Source organism: Aromatoleum aromaticum EbN1 (genome assembly GCF_000025965.1).
Classification (GTDB): domain Bacteria; phylum Pseudomonadota; class Gammaproteobacteria; order Burkholderiales; family Rhodocyclaceae; genus Aromatoleum; species Aromatoleum aromaticum.
In genome coordinates this window covers 1,006,337-1,020,751 of the sequence record NC_006513.1, presented here as the reverse complement: position 1 = coordinate 1,020,751, position 14,415 = coordinate 1,006,337, and the positions used below count along the sequence as shown (strand labels likewise).

At 68.4% G+C, this 14,415-nt stretch carries 15 protein-coding genes; 3 read left to right on the top strand and 12 right to left on the bottom strand.

What is annotated here, in order from left to right; translation table 11 throughout:
* Positions 1-18: 18 nt before the first annotated feature.
* The 5 genes from EBN1_RS04875 to EBN1_RS04855 all read right to left on the bottom strand — a co-directional run bounded on the left by EBN1_RS04875 (position 19) and on the right by EBN1_RS04855 (position 3,730).
* Positions 19-2,160 (bottom strand): methyl-accepting chemotaxis protein, encoded by a 2,142-nt coding sequence (locus tag EBN1_RS04875; protein ID WP_011236797.1) that lies wholly within the window; start codon positions 2,158-2,160, stop codon positions 19-21.
* Between the two features lie 51 nt (positions 2,161-2,211).
* A complete protein-coding gene (locus tag EBN1_RS04870; protein ID WP_011236796.1) occupies positions 2,212-2,727 on the bottom strand; it encodes a chemotaxis protein CheW in 516 nt (171 codons plus the stop codon).
* A 5-nt stretch (positions 2,728-2,732) separates the two neighbouring features.
* Positions 2,733-3,098 carry a response regulator gene (locus EBN1_RS04865; protein ID WP_011236795.1) on the bottom strand — a complete coding sequence of 122 codons (366 nt, stop codon included), beginning with the start codon at positions 3,096-3,098 and terminating at the stop codon, positions 2,733-2,735.
* Positions 3,099-3,121: 23 nt separating this feature from the next.
* Positions 3,122-3,508 carry a response regulator gene (locus EBN1_RS04860; RefSeq protein ID WP_011236794.1) on the bottom strand — a complete coding sequence of 129 codons (387 nt, stop codon included), beginning with the start codon at positions 3,506-3,508 and terminating at the stop codon, positions 3,122-3,124.
* A 69-nt stretch (positions 3,509-3,577) separates the two neighbouring features.
* Positions 3,578-3,730: a rubredoxin gene (locus EBN1_RS04855; protein WP_197531876.1), complete on the bottom strand. Its 153-nt coding sequence runs from the start codon at positions 3,728-3,730 to the stop codon at positions 3,578-3,580.
* A 135-nt stretch (positions 3,731-3,865) separates the two neighbouring features.
* Here EBN1_RS04855 and thiD point away from each other — a divergent pair, with 135 nt between their 5' ends.
* The 3 genes from thiD to hemL are packed head-to-tail and all read left to right on the top strand — an operon-like array spanning position 3,866 to position 6,697.
* Complete coding sequence (gene thiD, locus EBN1_RS04850; RefSeq protein WP_011236792.1) at positions 3,866-4,747, top strand: bifunctional hydroxymethylpyrimidine kinase/phosphomethylpyrimidine kinase; 882 nt, start codon at positions 3,866-3,868, stop codon at positions 4,745-4,747.
* Positions 4,740-5,366, top strand: a complete 627-nt coding sequence (gene thiE, locus EBN1_RS04845; RefSeq protein WP_011236791.1) for a thiamine phosphate synthase — start codon at positions 4,740-4,742, stop codon at positions 5,364-5,366. The genes thiD and thiE overlap by 8 nt, the downstream gene beginning before the upstream one ends.
* A 47-nt stretch (positions 5,367-5,413) precedes the next feature.
* Complete coding sequence (hemL, locus tag EBN1_RS04840; RefSeq protein ID WP_011236790.1) at positions 5,414-6,697, top strand: glutamate-1-semialdehyde 2,1-aminomutase; 1,284 nt, start codon at positions 5,414-5,416, stop codon at positions 6,695-6,697.
* A 135-nt stretch (positions 6,698-6,832) separates the two neighbouring features.
* On the opposite strand, the gene mgtE is transcribed toward hemL, so the two are convergent.
* The 7 genes from mgtE to EBN1_RS04805 form a co-directional block, all read right to left on the bottom strand.
* Entirely contained in the window at positions 6,833-8,275 is a 1,443-nt protein-coding gene (mgtE, locus tag EBN1_RS04835; RefSeq protein ID WP_041645814.1) for a magnesium transporter, read from the bottom strand.
* A 171-nt stretch (positions 8,276-8,446) separates the two neighbouring features.
* Complete coding sequence (gene mtgA / locus EBN1_RS04830; protein ID WP_041645811.1) at positions 8,447-9,139, bottom strand: monofunctional biosynthetic peptidoglycan transglycosylase; 693 nt, start codon at positions 9,137-9,139, stop codon at positions 8,447-8,449.
* Positions 9,136-9,969: a shikimate dehydrogenase gene (gene aroE / locus EBN1_RS04825; protein ID WP_041646938.1), complete on the bottom strand. Its 834-nt coding sequence runs from the start codon at positions 9,967-9,969 to the stop codon at positions 9,136-9,138. The genes mtgA and aroE overlap by 4 nt, the downstream gene beginning before the upstream one ends.
* A 2-nt stretch (positions 9,970-9,971) precedes the next feature.
* The gene (locus EBN1_RS04820; protein ID WP_011236786.1) at positions 9,972-10,901 is read right to left on the bottom strand and encodes an energy transducer TonB; all 930 of its coding nucleotides are present in this window, start codon (positions 10,899-10,901) and stop codon (positions 9,972-9,974) included.
* A gap of 12 nt (positions 10,902-10,913) precedes the next feature.
* Positions 10,914-12,824: a ribonuclease catalytic domain-containing protein gene (locus EBN1_RS04815; RefSeq protein WP_011236785.1), complete on the bottom strand. Its 1,911-nt coding sequence runs from the start codon at positions 12,822-12,824 to the stop codon at positions 10,914-10,916.
* Positions 12,825-12,925: 101 nt separating this feature from the next.
* Positions 12,926-13,834 (bottom strand): methyltransferase domain-containing protein, encoded by a 909-nt coding sequence (locus EBN1_RS04810; RefSeq protein ID WP_011236784.1) that lies wholly within the window; start codon positions 13,832-13,834, stop codon positions 12,926-12,928.
* Positions 13,831-14,415 (bottom strand): YqiA/YcfP family alpha/beta fold hydrolase, encoded by a 585-nt coding sequence (locus EBN1_RS04805; RefSeq protein ID WP_011236783.1) that lies wholly within the window; start codon positions 14,413-14,415, stop codon positions 13,831-13,833. Before EBN1_RS04805 ends, EBN1_RS04810 begins: the two co-directional genes overlap by 4 nt.

The window sequence follows — 14,415 nt, the reverse complement described above, 5'->3', positions numbered from 1 at the left end:
GTCCTTCGATGCCGCGGGTCAGACCTTGAAGCCCGACACCGAGCCCTTGAGCTCGACCGCAAGATCGGCAAGCTGGCCGACCGACACGGCAGTCTGTTGCGTGCCGCGCGCCGTCTGCTCGGTGACTGCGAGGATCTCCTTCATCGCTTCGGCCACGCGCGTCGCGGCTGCGGCCTGCTGCTGCGTGTCGCCGGAAATCTGTTCGATGAGGCGCGCCGTTTCCGTCGACACGTCGCCGATCTCTGCCAGCGCCTGGCCCGCGGCGTCGGACAGCTGCGCCCCTTCGACGACGTCGCGCGTCGCCGTTTCCATCGAGCCGACCGCATCCTTGGTGTCGGTCTGGATCGTTTTCACGATCGCCGCGATCTGCTTCGTCGCTTCGCCCGAGCGTTCGGCCAGGCGCTGCACTTCTTCGGCGACGACGGTGAAGCCGCGTCCCGCTTCGCCGGCCGAGGCGGCCTGGATCGCCGCGTTCAGCGCGAGGACGTTGGTCTGTTCGGTGATATCCGAGATGAGTTCGACGATCTCGCCGATTTCCTGCGACGACTCGCCGAGCCGCTTGATGCGCTTCGAGGTTTCCTGGATCTGGCCGCGGATGTCGTTCATGCCGCGAATCGTGTTCTCGACCGCCCCGGCGCCTTTGCGCGCCGAGTCGAGCGAGCGCCGCGCGACCTGCGCCGAGCGCAACGCGAGTTCGGACGATTCGGTCATCGAGCGGGCCATCTGCTGCACTGCTGCGCCCGCTTCCTGGATCTCCTGCGACTGGCGTCCGGTCGCGTCGAGCAATTCGTTCGACGTGCTCTGCGCCGCTTCGGTCGCGGTGGTGACGCGGCCCGCAGCGTCGTTGATCCGCCGCACCAGCACCGAAAGTTCCTCGATCGTGTAATTGACCGAGTCGGCGATCGCGCCGGTGATGTCCTCCGAAACGGTCGTGCGCACCGTCAGGTCGCCGTCGGCGAGCTCGCCCATTTCGTTCATCAGTCGCAGGATCGCCTGCTGGGCAAGGTTGTGTTCGTCCTCGGCGTTCTTGCGCAACGCTTCGGCTTCGGCGCCGCGGGCAGCGATTTCCGCATTGTTGATCTTCGCCATCAGGCCGAGGATCGCCAGGCCGAGCAGGGCGACGACGGCGATCCCGAGCGTCGCCGGAGTCAGGCCGCGGACGCTTTCGTCGAAGGTGGCGGACAGCGCGCGCACATGAGTCGTCAGTGCCTCGGAATCCTGATAGAAGATATAGCGACCGGCCTGTTTCGCCCGTACCAGGACGTCGATGTTGTCGACGATGCGGGTGACCGCGCCGAGAGTGTCCTGTGCGTGCGCCTCGAAACCCTGCAGGCGCGCGCGTGCCGCGGGATCCGTCGTCGCCTGCGCGATCGTGGCGACGAGGTCGACGAGGGCGTGCGCGTCCTGGCCGAGCGCGGTCGCGGTCTGCGGTTCGATCGCGTTGGGGGCGAGCAACGCGTTCGCGTTCTTCGTGATGCGTTGCGTCAACATCACGACGGTGCTGGCCGTGGCGATGTCGGCGCTCGAAGCGTTGGTCTGCAGCTTGACTTGCGCCAGCTGCCGCGCCTGCTGGAACAGCTGTTCATCCTCCTCGTTGAGCGTCGTGATGGCGTCGGTCAGCGTGAGAAGGATCTTCTCCTGGCCGAGCAACCGGGCGATGTTGCGCTCGGTCTCGCTCCACGCCGCGCGCAGCGCGTCGATTCCGGCTTGCGCGACGGCAGGCACCGGCGGGATTTCCCTGCCGGCGATCGAGCCGCCCTGATCGAGCGTGTCGAGGAGTTCGGTGAAGCGGCTCGTCCCGCTGCGCAGGTCCACGAACGCCTGCGGGTTGCCTTGCAGCGACAGCTGCGCTGCCTTGGCGATCCGTTGCGACAGCGTTTCCATTTCGCCGGCGACGGAAATGTAGGTCGTCGCGTTCCCCGATTCGCGGAACTGGTGGAAGATCAGCCCGAGACCCGCGATCGTCGTCAGCGCGAAGGCGATGCCCAGCAGGATGATCTTTTCGGACGCGGTGCGAGGGCGCTTTTGCGGCCGCGCCTTCCGTTCCTTCGCCGCAGGACGGCGCAGCGGCGCTTCCATGATCGTGGTCGCGGCCGGCGCGTCCTCGACGTAAGCCGTCCTGGCGATGGTGAAGTCCAGCTTTGGAAGCTTGAGGGCCATGTTCTTGCTCCGCGAATTCGGATCGTCGTTCAGGGAAAAAACAGGTTTGCGTCAGTCGATGCCGGCGTTCAGGAAACTGCGATGCGCAAGGAGTTGCGGGAGATCGAGCTTCAGCCACAGACGCTCCCGCGCATCGCGCAGGCGACCCTGGACCCACGGCCGCGCGTCGTCGCCCGCGGTCCGGTCGGGCTGGAAGTCGTCGGGGCTGCGCAGGCCGATCGCGCGCGAGACGAGCAGCGCGCAATTGACGCTGTGACGCATGCCCACCAGCAGCAGGCGGGTCGCGCCGCCCGGATCGATCGGCGCGCCATCGTGGAAAGCCGCAAAGTCCACGACGCTGAACAGTGTGCCGCGCACGTTCGCGAGGCCGCGGAACCATTCGCACGTCAGCGGCACCGGCGCGAGCGGCGGCACCGGCAGGATCTCGCCGGTGTCGGTCAGGTCGATCAGCCAGTTTTCCGCGCCGGCCCGCACGCCCAGCAGCGCGTGGCGGTCGCCGCTGCGCGCTTCGGCAAAACGGCGGACGAGGTCTTCCTGGAACTCGCGCAGGCTCAGTCGCTTCGCCATCCGCCTCAGCCCAGCGCCTGGATGCGGACGAGCAGCTCGGCGCCGTCGACCGGCTTCACGAGATAGTCATGGGCGCCCTGGCGCATGCCCCAGATGCGGTCGGTCTCGAGGCCTTTGCTGGTGCAGATGATGATCGGGATCGAGCGGGTCGATTCGCTGCGCGCGATCATGCGCGTCGCCTGGTAGCCGTTGATGCCGGGCATGACGACATCCATCAGGATGAGGTCGGGCATTTCGCTCTTGCTCTTCGCGATCGCGTCCTCGCCGTTTTCGGCCGTGACCACCTGGTAGCCGCGCGCGGACAGCAGCTCGGTCAGGGCGAAGCGTTCGGTCGGCGAGTCGTCGACCACGAGGATTTTCTTGATCGTCATTTGTCCCGGTGCTCCCGTGGCGGTCAGTCTGTGGTGCGGCTGGCGTGAGCAGCTGCCGCCTTGAGCAGGCTGTCCTTCGTGAACGGCTTGGTGAGATATTCGTCCGAGCCGACCATGCGGCCGCGGGCGCGGTCGAACAGCCCGTCCTTCGACGACAGCATGATCACCGGCGTCGCCGAAAGCCGCGGGTTCTTCTTGATCAGCGCGCAGGTCTGGTAGCCGTCGAGACGCGGCATCATGATGTCGACGAAAATGACATGAGGGCGATGGTCGGCGATTTTCGCCAGCGCATCGAAGCCGTCCTCGGCGAGGAGCACCTCGCAGCCCGAGTGGGTCAGAAAGATCTCGGCGCTGCGCCGGATGGTGTTGCTGTCGTCGATCACCATCACCCTGATTCCGGTCAGATCCATGACGTCAATCCTCGCTGGTTCGTTCTTGCAGCCCTTCCGCCCGGTCGACATGTGCGACATCCGCAGGCTTCAGAACTCGACCGGCTCGAAGTCTTCCTTGCGGGCTCCGCACTCGGGGCAGGTCCAGTTCGGAGGAAGGTCTTCCCAGCGGGTGCCCGGCGGGACACCTTCGGCGGGCAGTCCTACGGCTTCGTCATAGATGAAACCGCAGACCAGGCACATCCAGGTGCTGTGTTGCATGTTGGCCATCTGGCGGCGTGCTCGGCGCGAATTGGCTGTAAAATCCGCCGCATCTTACCGCATTTTCCCTGCCGCGCCAGACCAGCCGGCGTACCCCACAGCAGGTAGCCTGAATAAATGTCTTACGGTACCCCCGACGTTCCGCCTTCCGTGCTCTGTTTTGCCACCAGCGACGCGACGGGCGGTGGTGGCCTGCAGTCCGATGTCCTGACGCTCGCGAGCATGGGTTGCCACCCGCTGACGGTCGTCGCGGCAGTCGCCGTGCGCGACACGCGCGGCATCGAGGAGCTCTTCGCGCTCGATGCCGACGCGGTCGCCGCCCAGGCGCGCGCAGTGCTCGAAGATATCCCGGTGCACGCGTTCAAGCTGGGGCTGATCGGGAACGTCGAGAACGTCGCCGCGATCGCCGAAATCCTGTCCGACTACCCCGATCTGCCGCTCGTGCTGGAGCCTGCGCTGTCGTACGCCGAGGGCGACGAAGGCGCGGCAGACGAGATGCTCGCGGCGCTGGCCGAACTGGTCCTGCCGCAGGTGACGGTGCTCGTCGCGAGCCGCCACGAAGTGCTGCGGCTCGCGCTCGCCAGCCTCGAGGACGCCGACGCGGACGCCGACACCGACGCCGACACCGACGCCGACACCGACGAGCAGCTCGTGCTCGAGGATGCCGTCGCGCACCTGCTGGAACTCGGTCTCGAATACGTGTTGCTGACCGGAGCCGGCGAGCCGGGACCGCAGGTCGTCAATATCCTGATGGGGGCAGGAGGCGTCGTGCGCACTGATGCGTGGGAGCGGCTGCCGGGGCGTTTCCTCGGCGCCGGCGCGACGCTCGCGGGTGCGGTCGCGGCTGCGCTGGCGCACGGCATGGAAGTTCCCGAGGCGGTGCGCGAAGCGCAGGAGTTCACGTTCCAGGCGCTCACCGGCGCGTACCGGCCGGGGATGGGGCTGGCGCTTCCCGACCGCTTCTTCTGGGCGCGGCCCGAGGAGCGCGACGATGCCTGACACACGCCTGCGCGGCCTGTACCTGATCACCCCGGACTCTCCCGACACGACAACGCTCGTGGCGCAGGTCGAGCGCGCGCTCAGAGGGCAGCCCGCGCTGCTGCAGTACCGCAGCAAGCAGCGGGACGCCGCGCTGCGGCTCGGGCAGGCGCGGCAGATCGCGGCGCTGTGCCGCGAGGCCGGCGTGCCGTTCATCGTCAACGACAGCCTCGAGCTCGCGCTCGCGACCGACGCGGACGGCGTGCACCTCGGCCGCGAGGACGGCGATCTCGACGCGGCGCGACGCGCACTCGGGCCGGGCCGGATTCTCGGCGTCACCTGCTACAACGAGTGGCCGCGCGCGGTCGCGGGATGTGCGGCCGGCGCCGATTACGTCGCATTCGGCGCGGTGTTCCCCTCGGCGACGAAACCGGCCGCAGTGCGCGCGCCGCTCGAGCTGTTCGTCCGCGGCCGGCGCGAACTCGATGTGCCGCTCGCCGCGATCGGCGGCATCACGCTCGACAACGCGGCGCAAGTGATCGCGGCCGGGGCGAGTCTTCTCGCGGTCGTCTCCGACGTCTTCGACGCCCCCGATCCGGGCGCGCGCGCCGCTGCCTACCGCACGCTGTTCGACGCCTGAGGCGTCCGCTTTTTTCCCTTCAAATGTCATCACGGGTTGCCATCGACATGACCAGCAGAAACGAAACCCTTTTCCAGCGTGCCCAGAAGTCCATCCCCGGCGGTGTCAACTCGCCGGTCCGCGCGTTCCGCTCGGTCGGCGGCACGCCGCGCTTCATCAGTCGGGCCGAAGGGGCGCGCGTGTGGGACGCTGACGGCAAGGCCTATGTCGATTACGTCGGCTCGTGGGGGCCGGCGATCGCGGGCCACGCGCACCCGGCGATCGTCGAGGCGGTGCGCGAGGCGGCGCTCGCCGGGCTGTCGTTCGGCGCGCCGTCCGAAGCCGAAGTCGACATTGCGGAGCTGATCTGCGAGCTGATGCCGTCGATCGAGATGGTGCGGCTGGTGAGCTCCGGTACCGAGGCGACGATGAGCGCGATCCGGCTCGCGCGCGGCTTCACCGGCCGCGACGCGATCGTCAAGTTCGAAGGCTGCTACCACGGCCACGCCGACAGCCTGCTCGTCAAGGCCGGCTCCGGTCTGCTGACGTTCGGCAACCCGTCGTCGGGCGGCGTGCCGGCGGATTTCGCCAAGCACACGATCGTGCTCGACTACAACGACCTGCAGCAGGTCGAGGACGCGTTCCGCGCGCGCGGTGGCGAGATCGCAGCAGTCATCGTCGAGGCGATCGCCGGCAACATGAACCTCGTCAAGCCGCTGCCGGGCTTCCTCGAAGGGCTGCGCCGGCTGTGCACCGAATACGGCGTCGTGCTGATCTTCGACGAAGTCATGACGGGCTTTCGCGTCGGCCCGCAAGGTGTGCAGGGGCTCTACGGCATCATGCCGGACCTCACGACACTCGGCAAAGTCATCGGCGGCGGCATGCCGGTCGGCGCCTTCGGCGGCCGGCGCGACATCATGGAGAAAATCGCGCCGCTCGGTTCGGTGTACCAGGCAGGCACGCTGTCGGGCAGTCCGGTCGCGGTCGCAGCCGGCCTCGCGTCGCTGAAATTGCTGCGCGAACCCGGTTTCTACGAAAACCTCGGCGCGCGCACGACGCAACTCGTCACGGGGCTCGCCGCGGCGGCGAACGACGCCGGCGTGACGTTCAGCGCCGACTCGGTCGGCGGCATGTTCGGCGTGTATTTCAGCGCCGCCGTGCCGAAGTCCTTCGCCGACGTCATGGCATCCGATCGCGACGCCTTCAACCGCTTCTTCCACGCGATGCTCGACGCCGGCCACTACTTCGCGCCGTCGGCGTTCGAGGCGGGGTTCGTGTCGGCGGCGCATACCGCGGCCGACATCGACGAAACGATCGCCGCGGCACGCGAGGTATTCGCGAGGCTGGGGTGAGCGGGGCCGGCATCCCGAATCGCGTAGGGCGGATGGGCCGAAGGCGTTATCCGCCACCTGTTTCCGGCTTGCGTCCGGCGGAAGGCGCTGCGCTTTTCCGCCCTACGGTGCTGAACCCGAGGGCTTCGGCCGGGATCACAGCAGGAACAGCGTCGCGAGCCCGAGGAAGATGAAGAAGCCGCCGGAGTCGGTCAGTGCGGTGATCATCACCGAGCCGCCGATCGCCGGATCGGCGCCGAGGCGCATGCGCAACATCGGGATCACGACGCCGGCGGCGGCGGCGAGCAGCAGGTTCAGCGTCATCGCGGCCGTCATCACGACGCCGAGCGACACGCTGCCGTAGAGCCACCACGCGAGCACGCCGAGCAGCCCGCCCCACACGACGCCGTTGAACAGCGCGACGCCGATCTCTTTTTTCATCAGGCGCTGCATCGCCGACTGCTCGACCTGCCCCATCGCGATCGCGCGCACGATCATCGTGATCGTCTGGTTGCCCGAGTTGCCGCCGATGCCGGCGACGATCGGCATCAGCGCGGCGAGCGCGACGAGCTTCTCGATCGAGTTTTCGAACGCGCCGATCACGCGCGACGCGATGAACGCCGTGACGAGGTTCACCGCGAGCCACGCCCAGCGGTTCTTCACCGAATCCCACACCGACGCGAAGATGTCTTCCTCCTCGCGCAGGCCGGCGTGGCTGAGGATCTCGGCTTCGGATTCCTCGCGGATGAAATCGACGACGTCGGCGACCGTCAGCCGGCCGATGACGCGCCGTTCGCGGTCGATGACCGGCGCCGACACGAGGTCGTAGCGCTCGAACGCCTGCGCCGCGTCGTCGGCTTCGTCGTCGGGCTCGAAGCTGATGACGTTCTCGCGGTGCATCACCGACGCGACAGTCATCTCCGGATCGTTGATCAGCAGCGATTCGAGCGTCAGGATGCCTTTCAGGTGATCGTCGCGGTCGACGACGAACAGCTTGTCGGTATGGTCGGGCAGCTCTTCGAAGCGGCGCAGGTAGCGCAGCACGACTTCGAGCGTGACGTCTTCGCGCACCGTCACCATGTCGAAGTCCATCAGCGCGCCGACCGAGTCTTCCGGGAACGACATCGCCGCGCGCAGCTGTTCGCGGCCTTCGCTGTCGAGCGCCTGGAAGACGTCCTGCATGACTTCCGGCGGCAGGTCGGGCGCGAGGTCGGCGAGCTCGTCGGCGTCGAGCGTCTCGGCCGCGGCGATGAGCTCGTCGGGACGCATCGTCTCGATCAGCGTCTCGCGCACCGCGTCCGATACTTCCAGCAGGATTTCGCCGTCGCGGTCGGCCTTGACGAGGTCCCAGACGAACAGGCGGTCCTCGGGCGGCAGCGCTTCGAGGATGTACGCGATGTCGGCCGGGTGGAGCTTGTCGAGGCGAGTCTGCAGCTCGGCGAGGTGCTGCTTGTGGACGAGGTTTTCGACGAGCTCGTGGCGCGGCATGTCCTGCCGATGGACGAGTTCTTCCACCACCTTGTGGCGCGACAGCAGCGCCTGCACTTCGCGCAGGTGCTGCTGGATGTCGTCCGGGTGGAGCTCGTCTTGCGCGCTCATCGGCGCCTCCGGGGCGGGTGTGGAATCGGGTATGGACAGGGCGTAAGGCGCGAATTCTACGGACTTCGACCCGCCCTTGCGACCCCGGATCCGACAAAATGCTGCGCTGCGGCGAAAGTTTGTCACCGACGCCCTCGACCCCCGTGCCGGCCGGTTCGCCGGAAGGCGGTTTCAGGGCACCGTCGCGTAAACCATCCGCGACCGGATCCTCCGGGCATGAGCTGCGAGGCGCGGTCCGAACTGCTTCTCGTAGCGGCGCGGATTCGGCAGCATCACCGCCAGGCGCGCGGCTTCGGCAGGGCCGAGGCGGCTTGCCGCGACGCGGAAATAGCGTCGCGCCGCGGCTTCGCAGCCGAAAATGCCGTTGCCCCATTCGACGACGTTGAGATAGACCTCGAGGATGCGGCGTTTGCTCCACACCGCTTCGATCATCACCGTGATGAGGGCCTCCTGGGCCTTGCGGAAGTAGCTCTTCGACGGTGACAGGAACAGGTTCTTCGCGAGCTGCTGGCTGATCGTCGAGCCACCGGCGACGGCGCGTCCCTTGCGCTGGTTCTTCTCGAGCGCGCGCTGCATGCCTTCCCAGTCGAAACCGTCGTGGTCGATGAAAGTGTCGTCCTCGGCGGTGATCACGGCGCGCTTGAGGTGGATCGAGATGCGGTCGTACGGCACCCACTCGTGCCGCAGTTCGACATCCGGTCGCTTCGCCTGCAACTCGTCGAGGCGCAGCTCCATGAAACTCGTGCTCGACGGATTGAAGTGGCTCCACCACAGCACGAGCGTGAAAATCCACAGCTGGTACAGCACGAACAGCGCGACCAGCACCAGCAGCACCCGGCCGGCGCCGCGCAGTGCGGTTTTCATCCGCCGTCGAGCTGACGGCGCAGCGCGGCGAGCACCGCAGCGGTATCCGGCCTTACGCCGCGCCACAGCAGGAAGCTCTCCGCCGCCTGCTCGACGAGCATGCCCAGGCCGTCGGCCCGCTGGGTGGCGCCGTCGCTGCGCGCCGCGGCGAGGAAAGGCGTGTCGCCGCACCCGTACATCATGTCGTATGCAAGCGCGTTCGCCGCGTACAGCCCCGGAGGCAACTGCGGCGCTTCGTTGGCGAGACTCGCGGCGGTCGCGTTGATGACAACATCGAACACCCGCCCGGCGAGGTCGACGAAGCTGCACGCGTCGAGCGCGACGTCCGGCGCGTGGCTGCGGAACGCCGCAGCCAGCGCATGGGCCTTGTCGACGCTGCGGTTCGCGAGCGTGAGCGATGCCGGGCGCGCGGCGAGCAGCGGCAGCAGCACGCCGCGCGCCGCGCCGCCCGCACCGAGCAACAGGACGCGCTGCCTTTCGAGCGGGCGATCGAGGTTGTGAACAATGTCGCGGATGAGTCCGGCGCCGTCGGTGTTGTCGCCGAAAATGCCGTCGGGTCCGAACGCGAGCGTATTGACGGCGCCGGCGGCGCTCGCACGCGGCGCGCAGCGATCGGTGAGCGCGAACGCTTCGAGCTTGAACGGCACGGTGACGTTCATGCCGCGGCCGCCGGCACGGCGAAAGCGCTCGACCGCGTCGCGAAAGCCGTCGAGCGGCGCGAGCAGCGCCTCGTAGGACAGTTGCTGCCCGGTCTGGCGCGCGAACTCGGCGTGGATCGCCGGCGAGCGGCTGTGGGAAATCGGGTTGCCGATGACGGCGTAGCGGTCGATGGTCACTGCGCGGTTACCTTGTCGGCGTTGGTGAAAGTCCAGGTGCGGGCGATCTCGAGGATGTCGGTGTCGCTGCGGATGTCGCCGGGGAAAGGCGCGAACGGCGCGGCGAGCCGGACAATGCGTTTCGCCGCTTCGTCGAGAACCGGCTCGCCCGACGAGCGCCGGATCTCGACGCGCTCGATCGAGCCGTCGGCACGAATCGCGACGACCAGGAGCAGGCTGCCATATAACCGCCCGCGCGCCGCTTCCGGGTAGTTCAGCGTGCCGACGCGCTCGATCTTGTGGCGCCAGTCCTCGACGTACTGCGCGAAGCGGTATTCCCTGGTGCGCGCGCCGATGAACTTCTTGCGCGGGCGTTTGGCGTAATCGTCGAGCTGGCGGCCGATCTCCGCTTCCAGGCGCGCGACCGTGGCCGCGCTGTTGAGCAGGTCGAGCCCCGACGGAGTGGGGGCGAGTGCCGGCGGGGCATCGCTGGTGCGGGGTGGGGGGCGGGAGATGGTCGATGCGACTTTCGGCTGCGTCAGCACGCTGCGCTGCAGCGGCGCGGGCGGCGCGACGCGCTTTCTCGCTTCGACGGGCGCGTTGCCGTCGCGGTGGACTTCCTGCGGCGGCAGCGGAGACTTCGGCCTGGCTTGCCGGTCGCTGTTGCCGCCACCGTCGACGTTCGCCTGCGCAAGCGCCTCGGCCTTGTCGGGCGCACGCGCGTGGCGGGCATTGACGAGGACGACTTCGAGCCCCGGGTCGCGGTTCGGCGGGCGCACCGGAAGTGTGAAACTGATGCTCAGGACCAGCGCATGCAGCAATACCGACACGGCGAGCGCCAGTTGCAGCCGGCGCGCGTCCCGCCCCGCGCCGCCGGTCAGCTTCGCCAGCAGGCGCAAGGCGCTCGCGGCAGGCGTCGATCGGCGGAGGGGGGGACGGCTCGACATTGCGCAGCCGGCTCAGCTTTCCAGCGCGGCGTCTGCGGCCTCTTCCGGAGTCGGCTCGGCGAGCGTCTCGACGTAGCGCGCGCGGACATCGACGTCGAGCACGTCGCTGTCCTCGATCGTCAGGCGCACGCGGGTGCCCGGCAGCAGCACCGGCAGCGACGGCACTTTCAGCAGCAGCGGAATCGTCTCGAGGCGCACGAGATTGTCGCGCAGCACCTTGCCATCGACCGCGATGCCGGGCTGCTGGCGCAACCAGCGCAGGCACCAGTAGCGCTCCATCTGACGCTGGAAATCGGCATACGCGGCGTAGGTAAGTTCGAAGTCGCGCAGTGCCGCCATCAGGTCCGCCGACTTCGGCGCGAACGCCGGCGGCTCGCCCCGCAGCACCGAGATGATCTGCCACTGGTTGACCATGTCCACGTAGCGGCGCAGCGGCGAGCTCGACCACGCGTAGCAATCGACGCCGAGCCCGTCGTGTGGCGCGGCGACCGTCGTCATGCGCACCTTGCCGCCGCTCTGCGCGCGGTACAGCCCCGGGATGCCGGCCTCGTCGAGCAGTTTTCCCCAGGTCGCGTTCGCGAGGATCATCATCTCGGCGACCAGCTTGTCGAGCGGCGAACCGCGCCGGCGCTGCGAGATCGTCACGTAGCCGGCGCCGTCCGCAGTCTCGGTCTGCCAGTCGACGTAGAAGTTGAAGTCGACCTGGTTGCGGTTGTCCTCGGCCTTGCCGCGCCCGGCCTCAAGGACCGTCGCGAGGTCCCACAGCAGCTTCAGCTCGCGCTTCCATTGGAAGTCCGGGCCGTCGGCCTGCTCGTGCAACACCTGGTCGTTGAAGAGCGGCTCGATGTCGTGATGACGCAGGTTCGCGACGATCGGCACGCGCTCGACGCGGCTCTCGTGGCCGACGATCGCGAGCGCCGCGGTGACGTCGAGGTAAAGCGACACCGCCGGACACTCGCGCCCGGCCCCGAGCGTGAAGTCCTCGACGACCGCGTCGGGCAGCATCGTGATCTTGTTGCCCGGCATATACACCGTCGACAGGCGCCGTCGCGCGATCGCGTCGAGCGACGAGCCGCGCGCGAAGCCGAGCGCCGGCGCGGCGATGTGGATGCCGATGCGCCAGCCGCCGCCTTCGCGCGGCGTCACCGAGAATGCGTCATCGATCTCGGTCGTCGTCGCGTCGTCGATCGAGAACGCCGCGACATCAGCGCGCGCCAGCTCGGCCGGCTCGTGCGGCGGGTCGAAAGGCGGGAACGCGACGCCGTCCTCGAAATATTCGAACAGGAAGCGGTGATAGTGGAAATCGTAGCTCGACGCGAGCGCGCCGCACTTGAGCAGCAGCCGCGGCGCCGACAGGCCGGCGTCGACGCATGCCGCCTCGAACGCCTTGGTCTCGACGCGGTTGCGGTCCGGGCGGTACAGCAGCTGCGGCAGCATGCTTGCGAGTTCGGCTGGCATGCGTCCTGCGACGAGTTCGCTGCGCATGCGCTCGATCGCTTCGGCCTGCTGGCGCTTCTTTTCCAGGCCGGCGAGGGCCGCCTGCAGGATCTCGGCGGGAGCCTTGCGGAAACGCCCGCGCCCCTTGCGGTGGAAATAGATCGGCGCCGAATGCAGGCGCAGCAGCACGGCGGCGGCTTCGACGGCGTTCGGCGCGTGGCCGTGGTACTCGGTGGCGAAGTCCTGGAAGCCGAACTCGCCGTCGCCGCACACTTCCCACAGAAAACCGGTGTCCAGTTCCTCGGCGTCGGCCGCGGCGCGTTCGAGCAGGTCGCCCGGCGCGGGCTCGCGGAACTGCAGCAGCACGTGGCTGCTTTTCAGCTTCATCCGTTTGCCGTGAGAGGTCTCCACCTGCAGCGAGGAGTCGTTATCAGCGAGAACCGTCCCGGCCTTGAAGGCCCCGTCCTCTTCGAACAGCACAAACATCGGCTACCGCCATCAATGAGCAAGCCCGACAGTTTAAAGGATTCGGTCGCAGCGGGCTCGAAGTCCCGGGCAGGACGTGGCGCGACCCTCGTCCCGTTCCATCACCAGCTGTTCGTCGCAGCCTGCCCGTCGAGAGTTCCTTCTGCCGGACGCTGCGCGCTGGCGACGAGCGCGAGCGCATCGATCGAATATCCGCTGCCGCTGCGGTGTGCGTCGAGCTCGGCGGAGACGGCGTCGCGCAACGCGTGCTGGGTGGCTTGCGGCAGACGTGCGAGAGCTTCGGCGGCACCGCCGGCGAGATCGAGGAAAGTCTGCCAGTACGCCGCCGCGTCGGCGAAATGACATGTGAAGCGGCAGGGCTCGATGTGCACGTCGACGAACCCGGCCGCTTCGAGCGCCGCTTCGAGCACCGCTGCGTCGCCGAAGCGGAACACCGACGGGCGGGCGACTTTTGGCGCCGGCAGCAAGCGGGCGATGCAGTCCTGTGCGCAGCGGATCAGCGGGACGTCATCGCGCGCGCCCCACGTCGACAGCGCGACCCGACCTCCCGGGCGCAGCACGCGGTGCATCTCGATCAGGGCGCGGTCCGGGTGCGGGAACATGAACAGCGCGAGGCCGGCGAGCACGCAGTCGAAGCTCGCGTCCGGCAGGCACAGCTGTTCGGCGTCGGCGGCGGCGAACGAAAGGGCCGGCGTGCCGGCGGGCAGCGCCGCTGCGGCAGTTTCGCCGAGCGTGCGCCGCGCGCCTTCGGCGAGCATCTCCTCGGCGATGTCGCTTGCGAGCACCCAGCCGCCGGGCTGGACCTGGCGGGCGGCTGCGCGCGCGAGCAGGCCGGGGCCGCTGGCGAGGTCGAGCACCTGCTGGCCGGGTGCAAGCCGTGCGGCGCCGAGCAGCGCGTCGGCAAGGTCCGCACGCAGGTGGGCGCCGTCGGCATAGCGGGCGGCGATGCGGTTGAAGCCGGCCCGCTCGATCGACTTGAAGCGGCGCGCGTCGAAATCGGGCGTGCTCATGATGGCAGTCCCGCAAACGCGAGCAGGGCGTCCAGATAATCGTTCCAGCGCGAGAAGCCGTGGTCGCCGCCGGCGAGCACGGTCTGCCGCGCGCCGGCGTATTTCGCGACCGCGTCGCGGTAGTCGAGCACTTCGTCGCCGGTTTCGACGAGCAGCCAGTAGCGTTCGGGCCGCGTGATCGCAGCGATGTCGAGCGCGCGCAGTTCCTCGATGTGCCGTGCCGTGAAGTCGAAGCGTTCGCCGGTGTAGAGGTTCGTCTGCGGGCCGACCCAGGCTTCGAGTGACAGCGGCGCAACGACGGCCGGGTTTACGAGCGCCGCCGCGAGCCCGTGCTTCTCGGCGAGCCAGGTTGCGTAGAAGCCGCCGAGTGAACTGCCGACCAGCGTCGGACGAAGCTCCGGCCGTTCGCGGCGGCAGTGCGCGATCTGCGCCTCGACCAGCGCGATCGCCGCGCGCGGCGACACCGGCAGCTGTTCGCACCAGAACGCGTGCGCCAATCCTTTCGCCGCCATGTGGCGCTGCAGCGCTTGCGCCTTGATCGACGCCGGAGCAGAGCGGAAGCCGTGCAGGTAGATGATCAT